Below are 17,772 nucleotides of genomic sequence, written 5' to 3' on the forward strand. Positions count from 1 at the left end.
TTTTATGGCAACATAAAGCCGCTTTTTATTTTGCATAAATATTCACTTTCAGTATTGTGAAAATAACTGAAGAAACTAAAATTTAAGGCACAATTTTTTAGATGATCGAGATTAACGCAGGGAAAACAGCGACTAAAATTATTAACGAACAGGGCTTTAAACCTGAGCTATTTACCTCATTCTTAGGGGCAAGTGGTGGGCCTAAATGGTTTACATTATTTGGCTTAGATAAATATATTTTTGGTGAATTTTTTAAAAACCGCACCCAACCACTTAATTTAATTGGCTCATCTGCCGGCGCTTTTCGCTCTGCGTGTTTTGCACAAAACGATCCCGTTGCTGCCATTGAGCGCTTAGCAAAATCGTATTCGCAAACTAGGTACTCAAGTAATAAACCAACACCAAGTGAAATAACAATAAAAGCGCGCGCATTACTTGAAGATGTTTTTGGCGATAACGGCGTCACCGAAATTATAAATAACCCAATATTTAAAGCGCACTTTATTGTAGCAAAATCGAATGGATTCATAGCCAGCGAAAATAAATTAATACAGTTACTGGGTTTATCAAAAAGTTATATGTTAAACCGCGTTAACCGAAAATTATTAGGCTCACAGTATGAGCGTTTTATATTTGGCCCAGCAACAAGTGACTTATCAATTACCGACAGCTACAATTTTAAAACGCAAAACAAAGCGCTTACTCAAAATAATTTAAAAGACGCGTTACTTGCATCGGGTTCAATACCACTTGTTATGCAAGGCATAAAAAATATTGCAGGCTCGCCGCAAGGTATGTATCGCGATGGCGGAATAATTGACTACCACTTTGATTTAAAAATTAATAACCCAGGACTTATTTTATATCCGCATTTTAATAGCGAGCCAAAAGCAGGGTGGTTCGATAAAAATTTAAAACGTAAAGTATCACCACTTAATTACGATAACGTAGTGATGATCACTCCATCAAAAGAATTTGTAGCGAGCTTACCTTACGGAAAAATTCCAGATAGAAATGACTTTACCGATCTTGATGCAGATACGCGCATTAAATATTGGAATACCGTTTTTAGTGAAACTGAAAAATTGGCTGAGGCGCGTTTGACAAGAAATTAAATAACTTAAAGTTTGATATTAAATAGTATTGGTAATTTACACTGAATGAAAACTTTAGAATTATTGTTCTATAGCAAATTGAGGTGGATATAAAATATGAACTATAACCCCATAAATTACGGTCTGCTATTAATAATAAAAGGGCAGAAAGCCCTTTTATTTCAGTGTATTAGTTTAGAAATAAAATTGTCGAAATGATAACCGTTGTACAAATTAAGCGCTTTCAGAAAGCGCTCTTTATTTATTTTTTATTACTTTCTTAAACTGTTTTTTACCAACTAATTCGGGGTTTTCCTCATCTATTTTCGGCTCGTTAGAACTTACTACTACAGTTGACCAGTTAGTCTTGCCCGTAGATTTATTGCCCTTGATATAATTTTTAGTAATTTTATTTTCCATTATCAATCCTTTGATTTTTTAACTTTCTTGAATTTTTTCAGTTCTTCATCTGTTAAGAGTGGAGCATCGGGATCATCTTTTGCATTTTCCTCGATCTCACCTTCAGTCATTTTTTTTAGGCGCTCGTAGTCAGTCTTTCCATCTACAGAGTCATCTTTGTTTCTTTTAATATGAGTTTCTGACATAAATTTATCTCGCTTTCATACTTTGATAGACAACACGTTCTTTTTGACTGGCAGTTCTAGCAGAAATCATTCGTCTTGAAGTGCCGCTTTTTCTCCATGTATAGACAACCATTAAAACACCGGGCTTAGCTTCTCCAATAACTTGTATCCGCTCTTCACCATAATCATTACGGTCATCTATAGCTTCAATTCTTTCATCATCATCAAATATAGTCACAGCATCATTGAAATCGATACCATGCTTATCTATATTTTTACTATTTTTATTATCATCCCATTCAAATAACACAACTATTTCCTTGTTAGTAAGTAATGATTAAAATCACTAAATTTTATTTTTCTAAAACACATACTGTTTTTATATCTATAATTTAGACATCTTCATAATTTTCCCATTTTTAGTTTCAATACGCAAATAACAAATATGTTTCAGAAAGTAACTTACCAAAAGTATATTTTTTCTGTCTAGGTAAAATACTAAGACGCAGCCCATAAATTACGTTATGTTAAATGGTGTGGCTTTTAATAAAGCGAGCGTGATTATACAAACCAGCTCGCTTTTAGGAGAGTAATTTGGTGGTTAATTAAGCTCTGAATCAACCCAAAACTTAGTACCTTTTAATACAGCTTGTAGTGCAAGGCCATTTTCGGTTACAGAATATACAGTAACCTGATCTGCAATAGCTTCGGCAACTACAGCGCCACCTTTATCACCATATTTAGCTGCAGCATCAGCGTTTCCGCCAAATGCCCAACCATGTTCAATAAATCTATTTAATGCAGCTTGGTTATGAAAAACCATTACAACATTAAAATCTTTAACACCTAAACCAAGCCCTAAACCGGCTTCGCCCATATTCATATAAGTCGATTTACCCGTAAGGTTATTTTTAACTACGCCATAACCGCCACCAAAACTAGCTAAAACCACATTTACGTTAGCGTTATCAAAAACGGCGAAACCAGCAGAATTAGCAATTTGTTTTTTTACATCAGGTTTTTCAGCGTATAATTTATCTAACGTGTTTGCTTTCATACTTTGTACAAGTGACCGTTTTTCGCTTGGTGATGCACTACCTGTAGTCGCACAACCAGTTAACGCAACAGTTAAAGCAAGTACGCTTAGTATAATTAGTGTTTTCATAATGTTTTCCTTAATAAGATATAGCAACCAACAACCATAGAATAATCACGGTATTAAAATAATTAGAATTTCACTATGTCCAATACTAGACAGTATCGGACTTTAACGTTATTCTGTAAGTCTATTATTTAATTGAACATTTATATATTATGCTTGTTGCTTTGGTTGATACGTTAAAACAATTAAGATATCAAATTGCCCATCTAGATGACGGCACTCTAAATTCAGAATACCCAGAACTTGCATCCTTTATACAGCAAGTTGGCTTGACTGTAACTGAATCTAAGATCGATCTGACATTCTTGTATCAATTTTTATATGTTTATGGTCGAAAATCAGAAGCCACTTATAGTCGTTTTCGAAATGAGCTTGAACGTTTTTATTTATGGTCGTGGTTAATAGCAAAAAAATCAGTATTTAATTTAAAACGTGAAGATATTGAAGCTTACGTTGATTTTATGGTCGAACCCGATAAAGCATGGGCTGCCACTTCAGTGCAATGGCGCTATAAAGATGAGCAAGGAATTCGTCGCTTAAATCAAAATTGGCGCCCTTTCATGCTTAAAGAATCCATTGCTAGCCAACAAACTTTATCGTCTATGTTTACTGCTCTAAATGTGTTTTATAAGTTTGCCTTATTGGAAGAAAAAACATTTGCTAACTTTGTCCCTGTTGTTAAAAAAAATAGCCCGTACTTAGTTGTTCAATCTCAAATTCAAATTCCAGATACATTGAGCGATATACAATGGGAATATGTTTTTGGCGTAACGCGTGATCTATGTGAGCATAAACCAGATTTAGAACGAAACTTATTTACGCTTGCCTGTTTAAAAGGCCTTTATTTACGAATTTCAGAATTATCTGAGCGCCCGCAATGGTCGCCGGTGATGTCTCATTTTTGGCAAGATAATGATGGTTTCTGGTTTTTACGTATTATGGGCAAAGGTAATAAATTACGAGATGTAACCTTAAGTGATGATTTTGTTGAATATTTAAAGCGTTATAGATTATACCGAGGTTTACCTGCCCTTCCTCGTGTTGACGAATCAGATCCTCTGGTTCATAAAATTCGCGGTCAAGGTGGTATGACCGTTAGGCAAATTAGGCGTTTGGTTCAGCAAAGTTTTGATTATGCACAGCAATCATTACTTGATGATGGTTTTAAAGATGATGCTGAACAACTTGGCGCTGCAACTGCACATTGGCTTCGTCATACTGGTGCCACACATGATGCGCAAACTAGACCACTTAAACATTTATCAGAAGATTTAGGTCATTCTAAAATTGCGACTACCGATCAAATTTATATTCAAACAAATATTAAAGAGCGAGCAAAGTCAGGACTTAAAAGGAAAATTTAATGGAGTATTTAGTAATAGCATTTATAGGCGGACTATTTTTAATTTATTCTTTAACACTTCGTCAGTTAGAAAAAACCGAAGTAACGGGACCGATGTTTTTTGTTGTTGGCGGAATATGTTTAGCTTTAATGCTACCCAACGAAGGGCATAAAATAAAAGAAGGCGTTGATCTTTTATTACCATTTATAGAGCTTACGCTAAGTATTTTTTTATTTTCTGATGCAGCTAAATCAAAGTTGAGTGTATTAAGGCATAGTTTTCAGTATCCTAGTTTACTGTTGTTTGTTGCCCTACCCTTAACTTTGTTACTTGGTATTGCTGTTGCTTTATTTTTCTTTGCTGAGCTTTCACTTATTCAAGCAGCGTTGCTCGCTATTATTTTAACACCTACCGATGCGGCATTAAGTAAAGGGTTACTAGCAAGTACACAAGTGCCTGAAAAAATACGCGAAGGAATAAATACTGAAAGTGGTTTGAACGATGGATTATGCGTACCCATATTTTTAATATTTATATTACTCGCTAAAAATCCTGACTCAGCTATTACCGCAACACAAACATTAAGTGTGTTTGGCCGAGAGCTTGGCTTGGCTTTATTAATAGCTATTACAAGTATTGCTGTTTTTATACCGAGTTTAAACTTTGCAATGAAACATCATTACTTTGCACAAAATACCAGTCCATTTTTATTACTCGGTTTTGCTATGGCGGTGTTTTCTGTCACTCAGTATTTTCATGGCAGTGGATTTATTGCGGTGTTTATTACAGGCTTATTATTTGATAAGTTTTCGACCGAAGAAGTTAGAACAGAATTAATTGAAGACTCAGAGCACATCGCAGATTTTACATCGTTAATGATTTGGTGCTTGTTCGGGTTTGTTTGTGCTTATTTAGTTATTCCTAAATTAAATACTGAAATAATAATTTACGCTTTATTGAGCACAACATTAATTAGAATAATTCCGGTTATGTTGTCTCTGCAATTTACAGTGCTGAATATTAAAGAGCGTTTTACATTTGCGTGGTTTGGGCCAAGAGGATTAGCTTCCATTGTTTTTACCTTGATGGTGATAGACACACAAATAGAAAATAAATATCAAATTGCGACGATAGCAATGACGACTATTTTGTTTAGTGTATTTATACATGGCATTAGCACTAAACCTATTGCTGATAGTTTTGCTAAAAAGTAGTTTTTAAAACAGTTATTTAAATTAGATAATTAAAATAAAAGATTTAAAAAAGGCGTAACGATTACTTTCATCATTGATGAAGTTAATTGTTACACCTTTTTTGGTTAAGAACTAATTTAATAAATCTATTTAAGTACTCTTATTTTATAAAGTTATTTTAAAGCTTGAGCTAGTAATTCAATCGGGTGTTTTGGTTTAAACTTTTCAAAGCGTTTAACTTGGCTACGACACGAAAAGCCGGTAGATAAAAGTTGCTCTGGTTTATTTTTATCTACAATTGGTTTCCAACTCATTTCGTAAAGCGCACGTGAGTTATCTTGATTTTGAGCTTCGTGGCCATAAGTTCCCGCCATTCCACAACAACCTGTATTTGTTGTTTTTAATGTTAAACCAATATCATTAAAAATTGTTTGCCATACATTTGCGGCTTTTGGCAGTGCAGTTGTTTCAGTACAGTGACTCAATAATGTAAATTCGGTGTCTGTATTTTGCTTTGCGCTTAGTAATTTAAACGATTGTGTTTCTAACCACTCATGTGCAAGTTGCACGTTAAATTCACCACGGTTATTTTCTAAAATTGTATTATATTCATCGCGATAACACATAACGAGAGACGCATCTAAACCGACTAAGGGCGCATTTATATCATTTAATTTATTTAAAAACTCAGCAGCATTTTTTGCTGTTACTTTAAACTCATGTAAAAAACCTTTTACGTGCTGAGGTTTACCATTTGGTTTAAATGGTAATAGCATTGGCTTTTTGCCAAGCTGGGTTATTAAAGTAATAAAACTTTCTACTAGTTCGGCTTCGTAAAAACTCGTAAATGGGTCTTGTACTATTAATACATATTCACTTTGTTGCTCTGCATTTAATTTATTTAATAAATCAAAATCGAATTTTTGTGCTTTAGTAATACGTTTTGAAAGTGCAGGAATGCTTAACTGTGGTGTATCAACATAACCAACCGTTTTTTTAATAACATTGCTTACTAATGATGTTTTAACAATTGGGTTTACTACTTTAGCGAACTTTGCCATTAATGGCGCGCTGTTTTCTATATTGCCAACAAGGTAATCTTTTAGCGGGCGCGCATAATAACTATGATAATAATTTAAAAAGCGCGAACGAAAAGTGGGTACATCTACTTTTATTGGGCAGGCAGTTGTACATGCTTTACATGCTAAACACTCATCCATTGACGCTTTTACTTCGTGTGAAAAGTCGTAAATACCTTTTCGTTTTTCGCGGCTGTGAACAAAACGTTCCCACCAGGTAATTACTTCACCCTTGTTAAGCTGTTTTTCTACTTCTAGTAAATCTACATCTTTTGACTCTTGAAGGCGTAACCATTCGCGCATTAAACTTGCACGTCCTTTTGGTGAATTACGACGATCGCCAGTCACTTTATACGATGGACACATAGGTGAGTTTTCATCGTAATTAAAGCATATGCCATTACCATTACAGGTCATTGCATTGTTAAAACTAGTTTTAACTTCTATTGATATTTGCTTATCGAAGTGCGATCTCTTTTGTCCATCTACACTAACTAGTGAGTCTTCACTATCGATAGGGGTGCATATTTTACCAGGGTTAATGCGATTGTTAGGGTCGAAAGCTGTTTTTATTTTACGAAGTTGTGTATATAAATGCTCACCAAAAAATTCAGAACTATATTCGCTTCGGTAACCTTTACCGTGTTCACCCCACATTAAACCGCCGTATTTAGCAGTTAATTTTACGACCTGATCGGAGATAGTTCTAAGTAGTTTTTCTTGCTCTGGGTCACACATATCAAGTGCCGGACGTACGTGTAAAACGCCCGCATCAACATGACCAAACATACCATATTGTAAATTGTGGCTGTCGAGTAATGCTCTAAATTCGACAATGTAATCGGCTAAGTTTTCAGGTGGTACAGCGGTATCTTCTGCAAAAGCGAGTGGTTTTTGACTGCCTTTTACATTACCTAATAAACCCACTGATTTTTTACGCATTGCGTAAATTTTTAGTATATCGCTTTTATCACTAGTTAACTGATAACCAATAACGCCATTAGTTTGATTTGCTACGCATTCGTCTAGAAGCTTACAAAGCGTGTCCACTTTGTCTTTTATATCATCGTTCGATACTGCATTAAACTCGACCATGTTCAGGCCTTGCATATCTTTATTTGGTACATCGGTTATTAAGTCCGATACTAAATTCCAGATGATATCTTCACGCGCTAAGTTTAAAACTTTGCTATCAACGGTTTCTACCGATGTTGCGCGTGCATCGACTAAAAATGGTGAATGGCGTAATGCTGAGTCGAAACTATCATACTTGATATTTATAAGGGTTTTAAATTCAGCAATAGGTGTGAGGTTTAATTTAGCTTCTGTAACTATGCCTAATGACCCTTCTGAACCCGTTATTAAGCGGCTCATGTCAAAAGTAAGTAAGTCATCACTTACCACATGCTCTAGGTCGTACCCAGTTAAAAAGCGATTTAACCGTGGAAACTTAGCTAAAATAGCATCACGTTCATTAATCGAAATATCTAAAACTGTTTTATATAAATTACCAATTAGTGAGTCTTGATTAGCTATAATTTGTGCTTTGTCGATATCTATTGGGGAGGTGCACATAGGTGTGCCATCAACTAAATAAGTTGTAAGCCCTAAAACATGGTCACTTGTTTTTCCGTAAACTAACGAACCTTGCCCCGAAGCGTCAGTACTTATCATGCCACCAATAGTTGCCCTGTTACTGGTAGATAAATCAGGTGAGAAGAAAAAGCCATAAGGCTTTAAAAAATCATTAAGTTGGTCTTTTATGACGCCGGTTTGAACGCGTACCCAACCTTCATCAACATTTATTTCAAGGATTTCGCGCATATAGCGTGACAAATCTACAACAATACCAGGTGTTAACGATTGACCATTAGTGCCTGTTCCACCGCCTCGAGGACCAAAAGTTAATGATAAAAATGGGTCGCGAGATGCAGTTTGCAATGCGAGCTGAATATCTTTTTCATTTTTTGGAAAAATAACACCTTGCGGTATTTCCTGGTACACACTGTTATCGGTTGATGCGGTAATACGCGTCGCATAACTTGCGTCGGTATCTCCAGTAAAACCTTGATTTGCAATGGTACTTAGGTAGTTTTCGACAAGTTCTGTCGCGGCATCTTGCTGTGTAATTGTTGCTATCATGACGGCGATATTTTAGGGCATTTGACTAATTATATCATGATGATGGCGAATAGAAATTGAAGATTTTACAGTTTGTAACACTCTTTTAGTCGATTTTAATGCAGCTTAAATTATACTCAAGATAACGAGTAATTAGGTGTGTTATATGAAAAAATTACTATTACAGATCAGTGGCGTGTTATTTATTTTGCTAGGGCTATTTTTTGCGGTTGTAGCTAGGGCGTGTTGACCTTTGGTTGTTGAATTTGCAGCAGTATGTTTGGTTTTTAGGCAAGGCAGAGCCTATGTAGTGTGGTTACTCCCCATAAATAGGCGATAACGCAGCATAAATACCAAACATGCGCTGCCCAATGGGTTCTTTCTAGGGACGATTAACTCTTTGTTGCTCGGTTTTTACTTAGCCCGCTAGGTTACAAACCTCGCGCCGCGATTTAATCGCCCCTAGAATGAACAAATTTTAATCCACAAAGATCAACACGCCCTTGGCCTTCGCTTATATTTTTTATGGCCGGTTTATTATGTTTTTCGCCTTATTATCCTAAAGCGCGGCATTATTTATCGCTGTGCCAAAAGGTGTTAACTAAATCATGTGCTTATTTAGATAAAAAATTAGCCCGCTAATTTACTTTAATTGAGTATAAAAAAATGCCAGCAAAACATTGCTGGCATTTTTTATAGCTTACCTATTTAATTACTTTGCTAATTTTTTAGCTAGGTATAACCATGTTTCTATTACTGTATCTGGATTTAGTGAAACAGAGTCAATGCCCTGCTCTACTAACCATGCTGCAAAGTCTTCGTGATCTGAAGGACCTTGGCCACAAATACCTACGTATTTTCCTTTTGCTTTAGCTGTTTTAATTGCCATAGAAAGTAGCTTTTTAATTGCAGGGTCACGCTCATCAAATAAATGTGCGATTAACCCAGAATCACGATCAAGACCAAGTGTTAACTGTGTTAAATCATTAGAGCCGATAGAAAAACCATCAAACATTTCTAAAAATTCATCAGCAAGTAATGCATTTGAAGGTAGCTCACACATCATAATTACTTTAAGATCATTTTCGCCGCGTTTAAGGCCATGCTCTTCTAGTAATTCTATTACGCGTTTACCTTCTTCAAGGGTACGTACGAATGGGATCATGATTTCTATGTTAGCCATATCCATGTCGTTTCTTACACGTTTAATAGCTTCACATTCTAGTGCAAAACAATCGCGGAAGTCTTCAGAGATATAACGTGCGGCACCACGAAAACCAATCATTGGGTTTTCTTCTTCCGGCTCGTATTGCTGGCCACCAACTAGGTTTGCGTACTCGTTTGATTTAAAATCAGACATACGCACAATTACACGCTCTGGTGCAAAAGCACACCCTAGAGTAGAAATACCTTCAACCAGTTTTGTTATGTAAAACTCCACTGGTGATTCGTAACCGGCAATCATATCAGTGATTTCTGCTTTTAATGCATCTGTTTGAGCATCAAAATTTAATAATGCTTTTGGATGAACGCCAATCATACGGTTGATAATAAATTCAACTCGCGCAAGGCCAACACCCGCATGCGGTAAGCGTGCAAAGTCAAAAGCACGATCGGGGTTACCCACGTTCATCATAACTTTCATTGGCAGTTCTGGCATTTTATCAACGCGCGACGTTAGTATTTCAAAATCTAAAATACCTTCGTAAATAAAGCCGGTATCGCCTTCGGCGCATGATACAGTGACTTCTTGACCCGCTTTAATTAAATCTGTTGCGTTACCACAACCAACAACGGCTGGAATACCAAGTTCACGAGCAATGATTGCCGCGTGGCACGTACGACCACCACGATTTGTTACAATCGCTGCAGCACGTTTCATGATTGGTTCCCAATCAGGGTCGGTCATATCGGTTACTAAAATGTCGCCTACTTGTACTTGATCCATTTCTTTGATTGAATCAAGAACACGTACAACACCGCTACCAATTTTATGACCAATTGCACGGCCTTCAACAACAACGTTGCTTGTGCCATTTAATTGAAAACGTTCCATTACGTTAGAATCTTCGTTTGAACGTACAGTCTCTGGACGTGCTTGAACTATATATAGTTTGCCGTCGTTACCGTCTTTTGCCCATTCGATGTCCATAGGACGACCGTAATGTTTTTCGATGATTACAGCTTGCTTGGCAAGTTCTTGCACTTCTTCATCTGTAATCGAAAATTTATTACAAAGCTCAGGGGCAACATCAACGATGTCTACTTGCTTACCGTGTGCTTTATCTTCTGAGTAAATCATTTGTATGGCTTTAGAACCAATATTACGACGTACTACTGAAGGTTTATTTTTAAGGAGTGTTGGTTTATGAACATAAAACTCATCAGGGTTAACAGCGCCCTGTACAACCATTTCGCCTAAGCCATAGCTTGATGTAATGAATACAACATCTTCAAAACCAGATTCAGTATCGATACTAAACATGACGCCAGATGCTGACTTATCAGAGCGTACCATGCGTTGAACACCAGCAGACAATGCTACACCACGGTGATCGTAACCTTGGTGAACACGGTATGAGATTGCGCGGTCGTTAAATAATGAAGCAAATACGTGTTTAATAGCGACCATAACTGAATCGATACCGACAACGTTAAGGAAAGTTTCTTGCTGGCCTGCGAATGATGCATCTGGCATATCTTCAGCAGTAGCTGATGAACGTACTGCAAATGAAACATCTGCTGCTGTATCGCCGTGGAGTTGGCTATATGCGTCGCGAATGGCTTGATCTAGATTTGGTTGGAATGGTGTGTCGATTATCCATTGGCGGATATCGGCACCGACTTTAGCGAGTGTATTTACATCATCAACATCGAGAGTATCTAAAATGTCGTGAATTTTAGCGGTGAGTCCTGATTGATCTAAAAACTCATTAAAAGCATCGGCGGTAGTTGCAAAACCACCCGGTACTTGTACACCAGCGTTTGCTAGGTTTGAAATCATTTCACCAAGTGACGCGTTTTTACCGCCAACTCGAGGAACATCTTGCATACCAAGCTCTTGATACCAGAGAACGTATTCTTGCACGGATCTTTCTCCAAAAAAACAAATTGTAGGTCTAACTGTGAGAGTTAAGAAAGAAAACCTTTTATAAAGGCCACGCACATTCTACACTGGCAATAGTCCTCACGTAAACCGTGAGAAACCCATTTTAGGGATTAAACGTAATAAAAAGGTTAATTATGAGAACTGCTTTTTATATATCAGATGGAACAGCGATTACTTCTGAGGTTTTTGGGCATGCAACTTTATCGTTGTTTCCTATCGATTTTAATCATAAAACCATTCCTTTTGTAGAAACAGAAGAAAAAGCGCACGAGATTAAAGCGTTAATTAACGCCACCGCTGCAAAAACAGGCGAGAAGCCGTTTGTTTTTTTCACCTTTGTTAATCATAGTTTGAGTGAAATTATTAAATCGGCTAATGCAGTTACCTATGATTTTTTAACTACATACAGTGAAAAAATAGAAAAAGAGCTTAATGTAGCTCCAGTGCCAAAAATGCATCGAACACATTCTATTCATGAAAAAAGTTACGACTTTAGAATCGATGCGGTTAACTATGCACTTATGAATGATGATGGGGGTAATATTAAAAACTTTTCTGAGGCTGATATTATTTTAATTGGTGTTAGTCGCAGTGGTAAAACACCAACAAGCTTATATTTAGCACTGCAGTATGGCATTAAAGCGGCTAATTACCCTATTACAGAAGAAGATTTGGATAACGAAGGTTTACCAAAATGTTTAGTCCCTTATAAACATAAGTTGTTTGGGCTCACAATTGACCCTGAAAGATTGGCTGCAATTAGACACAGACGTATGGCTAATTCTAAATATGCGTCTATTAAGCAGTGCCGTATTGAGGTGCGTGAAGTTGAGATGCTTTATAAGCGTCATAAAATTGCTTATTTTAATTCTACACATCACTCTGTTGAAGAGATTTCTGCAAAAATATTGATAGAAACAGACTTAGAGCGACGTAAGTACTAACTTAGTCATTTAAATTAAGCATAAAAAAAACCGCAACTAAGCGGTTTTTTTAATATAAAAAATATTATTTACGTGCGTCTTTTAGTAAATCAGCCACTAAAAAGCCTAACTCTAATACTTGGTCGGCGTTAAGACGTGGATCACACTGCGTTTTATACCGCTGTGCTAGGTCATCATCAGATAAACCGTAAGCACCGCCTGTACACTCTGTAACGTGCTGGCCTGTCATCTCAAGGTGAACACCACCTGCGTATGAACCTTCAGCTTTATGAACAGCGAAAAACTGACTGATTTCGCGCATAATATTGTCGAAGTTACGTGTTTTATAGCCTGATGTCGCTTTTTCAGTGTTACCGTGCATTGGATCTGAGCTCCAAATTACTTTCCGACCTTCTTGCTGAACTCTTCTTACTAGCGCTGGAAGTTTTTCAGGAAGTACATCTGCACCCATGCGTGTAATAAGTGTCAAGCGACCAGGAATGTTATCTGGGTTTAATGCATCAATTAAACGAATTAGGTCGTCTGGGTTCATACCTGGACCAACTTTAACACCAATAGGGTTTTTAATACCTTTGAAAAACTCAATATGTGCATGATCTAGTTGACGAGTACGTTCACCAATCCAAACAAAGTGAGCAGAACAATCGTACCAGTCACCCGATAAGTGGTCACGACGAGTAAGTGCTTCTTCATAGCCTAGTAGTAAAGCTTCATGAGAAGTGTATAAATCGGTTTCTTTTAAGCTTGGCGCAATTGTAGAATTAATTCCGCAGACTTCCATAAACTCTAGCGCATCTTGAATTTTATCTGCAAGTTGTTGGTATTTTTCTTTAAGCGGGTTTGCTGCAACAAAACCCATATTCCAACGATTAACTTGGTGAAGATCGGCTAATCCACCTTGCGCGAACGCTCGTAATAAATTTAACGTTGCAGCGCTGTGATGATATGCTGTCATTAAACGTTGTGGATCGGGTACACGTGCTTCTTCAGTAAACTCGATATTATTAATTATATCGCCACGATAAGATGGTAAAGACACGCCATTAATTGTTTCTAAGTCCGCTGAACGAGGTTTAGCGTATTGACCAGCCATACGTGCTATTTTAACAACAGGGCATTTTCCACCATACGTGAGTACAACAGCCATTTGTAAAATGGTTTTAAATGTATCGCGTATATTAGCAGCATTAAAATCGCTAAATGACTCGGCACAGTCACCACCTTGAAGTAAAAAGGCTTTGCCTTCGCACACATCTTCAAGTTGCTTGAATAAGCTTCGGGTTTCTTCAGCAAAAACTAAAGGAGGAGCCGTTTTTAATTGGCTTTCTACTGATTCTAGTATTTCTTGATCTGGATACTGTGGTTGCTGCAGTATTGGCAGCTCTCTCCAGCTATTTGGGTTCCACGGTTGCATGTTCTTTTCCTCATTCCTACATTACCTGATACAAAGAAATTAACGTATGCACTACCCTTTGTTCAAGGACTAAATTCACTATTTACCAATTATTTAGTTATGAGATAAGTATAAAAGCAATCTTACTTAACCAAGGTGGTTATATAGCAAACACTTTATTTTTAATTATATAAAGATAAAACATTTAAATACAAGGAGTTAAATGCAACTATTTACAGTTTGAACGCATTGAGAATAAATTGTACGTAAGGGGATGTTATACGCAACTTGGGAAGGAACACATCATACTTATAAAATGAGTTCTGTACTCTTAACTTTACGCGACTCATTGATTAATAGCTATCAAGTGCTATGTGCAGATCTTAATGTATGATATGAGCGTTTTAGTAGTCATTTATCTGCGCTTTAAATTTCAGACGCATAGTCTTGTAAAATACTCGTATGCGGGACTATATTCACAAGCGCAACAACTTAAAGGTAAGATTACGCCATTTAGTTTTCTCTTCCAACTGATAGTGTTACTTAACAATTCGCCATAATTAAAATCCCTTCCGCTAGAATAATCTTTAAAGAGCAACTAAAGTCAAAAAGTAATTGCGGTCATGGTAAGCTTTAGCCAGATCACCGTATCGCCAATACGGTATAATTATAATATGAGTCAGTAATTATAAATAATAAGACTGTTAGATAAATACTTTAAATTACATAACTCCGCTTAACTCATTTTCTAAACTTAGTTTTATCACCTACACGTAGTTAATTTAATAGCCTTTTAATATATGACAAAGTTAGGAGTTCAACCGTTTTATTTGTTCACCGCTACAACAAAGAACACATCATACATAATCGTTAATAATTACATATTTGACTCCGAGTAAAATTTATTATTTATTTAGACAAAGCAAAGTGCATGTAATAACATAAAAATAGTAAGATGTGTTCTTTAGAGGTTTTATGGTAACCAAAGTACAAATTAGGAGTCAGTTTGACTTAATGAACGAATTAACTCTAAGATTGATTGAAGAATTAAAAGAATGTGAATTCTCCAAAGCAGAATATTATCAGTTACCTGATATTAGTAGCTTAGATGAAAAAAAAGTGCCTGAATCGATATTAGTAACAAAAATTTCAGGAGAACTAGCTCAAAAAGCAATACTAAATTCTTTTTCTGATATTTATAAAAAAGCGGGGTTGAGTAGTCGTGTTTTAAAAAGACACCCTGGTTTATTAGTGATAAAAAATGCAGATAAACAAGCTTTAAACAACAGAATAGCCCAGGTGAATAGAGCAAAATCTACTTTCAAAGAGTGTATTTTAGCTATTGATAATAACGATGCTCGTTTTGAAGCAGTCCATAATGCTATACCAAATTTAATTACATTAGCTGCATATCGAAAAATTCATAGTGAAAGTGAATCACCTTTTTCAGTTAGATTTACTTGGATGCATAAACACGCTACAAAAACGCTAACAAAAAAAATGGCACTGGACATGCTCGAAAAATCAGCCAGTTACCGCAACCCTAGAATGATAGATCAACAAAAGTGGCAATCGCTTGTTGCGCAGGAAAAAGTACGTGTAGCTAGTTTAGGAGAAAAAGAGAAACTGAGAATACGCCGCCCTACTCGCGTAAGCCCACAGGTTAATGTGCGGTATACAGCAAAAAATAGATATCACGTTAGTGCAGCATTACCATTTATTTTAATTAACCCAGAACCTGATGTAAAACTAGGTATATTAGCTAATTACGAAAAACCACTAAGCCATCCACGAAAACGTGAATATGACTTTTTAGTAGATAGGCTTTACTTAGAACAAGTAGATAAATAGTTATGTTAAAAAGGCCACATTATGTGGCCTTTTTAGTTAAGTACTTAGATAAGAAAAAATAGTCTTTCTACTACTTCTCTACTATCTCATCAAGTTTGTCTTCGTCTATTAAAACAGCGTTTTCTACGATACGTTTACCACCTTGAATTTCAATACGTTTATTATGCTTATTCAATGTCAGTATTTCGTCACAAAATTGGTCAGATGGATGCATTTCATAGGTGTAATCAATAATATTGCCTGTTTTATCATCTTTTACATTCGTTATGCTGTATTCTGATATTGCACCTTTTTCTATCAAATCTTTCATTGTCGTTGTCATGTCGCGGCGTAATGCCTTTAGCTTATTTTCCGTAATATTATCGGTAGAATAAATAGAGCCGTACTTTTCCATAATAGAAAGTAATCTAAAATGATATGTTTTGCCTGGTGCGGCATAACGCCAAAGATGATATAGACGCAGCATCATCCAACGGGATAATCCGCGTTTAAGTTCTTGTGCGCTGTTAAAGTAATATCCTTTGTATTCAAGGTTATCAATCATGTTGTGAACAAACGCATTTAAACAGGCTACACACTTAACATTGCCGCCTTGACCTTTTTTACCACTAAAATGTAGTGACGATAAAAAGTTCATGTTTGATTCGTAAAAGGAATCATCAATGTCTGAATTTTTGGTGTCCGTTGCAGAATATTTAAACGAAAGTTTAGAACCTTGAAGCGCCTCAAGAGATTCTTTAATTGCTGGGTACGGCATTGACTGCCCAACAGCTTTAAGTTCTTGCGCTAACTCGTTCATAGAAAAAACCACAGCATATTGAATACCGGACTTAAAATTAATTTTTACTATTTTACCTTTTGACGCTAAACGGATTAGTGCGCGTTCTACTTTTTCTTCTCTGTCTGATGGCCAAACTAAATATTCAACATCTTCACCATCTTTGCGCGTACTTACTACGGCAGGTGTAATTTTAATTTCACCATCGTATAAAATACCATCTACCTTTTCTGATATTTTACGGGTAATGATTGTTTTTTTCGGAGCTTCTTCAAGCGGCAATTTTTTATGGCCAGAGCGAACAAAGCGTCCCCATAAATCATAATGATTAAACGTATTTGAATAAGCACGTAGTCCATGGGCAGCATTTTCAATAGAAACGCGAACATCTTTATTATCAGTAAATAGTGCTAAACTTTCGTTATCAATTGCACTTTCCACCCCGTGAATTTGGCCTCTTAATGTATCAGGCAAGTTATCTACCGAGATGTTGACCTTTCGGCTCATTGTTCTTATTTCCATTTTTTATTGCGACAGCTAATAACAACACATAAACAAAGAAAAGTTAAATGTTTAAGTTAGTATAAAAGTGATCCGACTTCAAATAATCTATTAAGATCACTTTTATACTAAGTAGTGTTGATTTTTGATATTTTAAGATCAATATTATACTAACAAGCGAACTATAAACCGACTTTTTACTAACTCAGCCGTTATTTTGTCCATTGTAATAGTTATTTTACCAAATTAAGCACGACAAATACCGTTTAAAAATTGTTGCCCTGTGGATAAAGGCATATTGAGTTAGCATAGATCTGATCTGTACTTACTACAGATCAGATCTATACTAATTAAAGCTACCGTTTGCTGCACTAGGAGGTGCATAACTTTATAATTTACTTAGTAAAAAACTGATCTTACGGTGTATTTTTGTTCATAAGTTAAGGAGTAAGCTGTGCATAACTCACTTTCAAAATTACAGCTTAGTAAAAAGGTGATCTGAACGTTAATAAAGATCTGATCTTAACCAAGTATAAAGCTGATCTGCTTTTAAAGTTATTATTTATATTTATCATTAGGTTACATAGTAATTTAATGTGCTTAACCTTTACTACCTTATA

At 36.1% G+C, this 17,772-nt stretch carries 12 protein-coding genes and 1 pseudogene; 5 read left to right on the forward strand and 8 right to left on the reverse strand.

Going from position 1 to position 17,772, the window contains the following annotated elements:
* Positions 1-101 precede the first annotated feature (101 nt).
* Positions 102-1,141, forward strand: a pseudogene (locus PALI_RS19910) (patatin-like phospholipase family protein).
* 211 nt (positions 1,142-1,352) lie between these two features.
* Here PALI_RS19910 and PALI_RS19915 read toward each other — a convergent pair.
* The 4 genes from PALI_RS19915 to PALI_RS19930 form a co-directional block, all read right to left on the reverse strand.
* Complete coding sequence (locus PALI_RS19915) at positions 1,353-1,514, reverse strand: hypothetical protein (protein ID WP_008139000.1); 162 nt, start codon at positions 1,512-1,514, stop codon at positions 1,353-1,355.
* Between the two features lie 2 nt (positions 1,515-1,516).
* Positions 1,517-1,699, reverse strand: a complete 183-nt coding sequence (locus PALI_RS19920; RefSeq protein WP_008138997.1) for a hypothetical protein — start codon at positions 1,697-1,699, stop codon at positions 1,517-1,519.
* 4 nt (positions 1,700-1,703) lie between these two features.
* Positions 1,704-1,988, reverse strand: a complete 285-nt coding sequence (locus PALI_RS19925; protein ID WP_008138995.1) for a BrnT family toxin — start codon at positions 1,986-1,988, stop codon at positions 1,704-1,706.
* 291 nt (positions 1,989-2,279) lie between these two features.
* Positions 2,280-2,843 carry a lipid-binding SYLF domain-containing protein gene (locus PALI_RS19930; protein WP_193156740.1) on the reverse strand — a complete coding sequence of 188 codons (564 nt, stop codon included), beginning with the start codon at positions 2,841-2,843 and terminating at the stop codon, positions 2,280-2,282.
* A gap of 149 nt (positions 2,844-2,992) precedes the next feature.
* Between PALI_RS19930 and PALI_RS19935 the strand changes: the two genes are divergently transcribed.
* Complete coding sequence (locus PALI_RS19935) at positions 2,993-4,204, forward strand: tyrosine-type recombinase/integrase (protein WP_193156741.1); 1,212 nt, start codon at positions 2,993-2,995, stop codon at positions 4,202-4,204.
* A complete protein-coding gene (locus tag PALI_RS19940) occupies positions 4,204-5,397 on the forward strand; it encodes a cation:proton antiporter (RefSeq protein ID WP_193156742.1) in 1,194 nt (397 codons plus the stop codon). Before PALI_RS19935 ends, PALI_RS19940 begins: the two co-directional genes overlap by 1 nt.
* 152 nt (positions 5,398-5,549) lie before the next feature.
* Here PALI_RS19940 and ydiJ read toward each other — a convergent pair whose 3' ends face one another.
* Together ydiJ and ppsA are read right to left on the reverse strand one after the other, a co-directional pair.
* Positions 5,550-8,597 carry a D-2-hydroxyglutarate dehydrogenase YdiJ gene (gene ydiJ / locus PALI_RS19945; RefSeq protein WP_193156743.1) on the reverse strand — a complete coding sequence of 1,016 codons (3,048 nt, stop codon included), beginning with the start codon at positions 8,595-8,597 and terminating at the stop codon, positions 5,550-5,552.
* 691 nt (positions 8,598-9,288) lie between these two features.
* Complete coding sequence (gene ppsA / locus PALI_RS19950; protein ID WP_193156744.1) at positions 9,289-11,664, reverse strand: phosphoenolpyruvate synthase; 2,376 nt, start codon at positions 11,662-11,664, stop codon at positions 9,289-9,291.
* Positions 11,665-11,819: 155 nt separating this feature from the next.
* On the opposite strand from ppsA, the gene ppsR reads away from it, so the two are divergent.
* Entirely contained in the window at positions 11,820-12,629 is an 810-nt protein-coding gene (gene ppsR / locus PALI_RS19955; protein WP_077535338.1) for a posphoenolpyruvate synthetase regulatory kinase/phosphorylase PpsR, read from the forward strand.
* A 64-nt stretch (positions 12,630-12,693) separates the two neighbouring features.
* On the opposite strand, the gene PALI_RS19960 is transcribed toward ppsR, so the two are convergent.
* Complete coding sequence (locus PALI_RS19960; RefSeq protein ID WP_193156745.1) at positions 12,694-14,043, reverse strand: class II 3-deoxy-7-phosphoheptulonate synthase; 1,350 nt, start codon at positions 14,041-14,043, stop codon at positions 12,694-12,696.
* A gap of 954 nt (positions 14,044-14,997) precedes the next feature.
* On the opposite strand from PALI_RS19960, the gene PALI_RS19965 reads away from it, so the two are divergent.
* A complete protein-coding gene (locus PALI_RS19965; protein WP_193156746.1) occupies positions 14,998-15,873 on the forward strand; it encodes a DNA replication terminus site-binding protein in 876 nt (291 codons plus the stop codon).
* Between the two features lie 70 nt (positions 15,874-15,943).
* Here PALI_RS19965 and PALI_RS19970 read toward each other — a convergent pair whose 3' ends face one another.
* Entirely contained in the window at positions 15,944-17,158 is a 1,215-nt protein-coding gene (locus PALI_RS19970) for a replication protein A (protein WP_193156747.1), read from the reverse strand.
* Between the last annotated feature and the right edge of the window lie 614 nt (positions 17,159-17,772).

The organism is Pseudoalteromonas aliena SW19, from assembly GCF_014905615.1.
Lineage (GTDB): Bacteria > Pseudomonadota > Gammaproteobacteria > Enterobacterales > Alteromonadaceae > Pseudoalteromonas > Pseudoalteromonas aliena.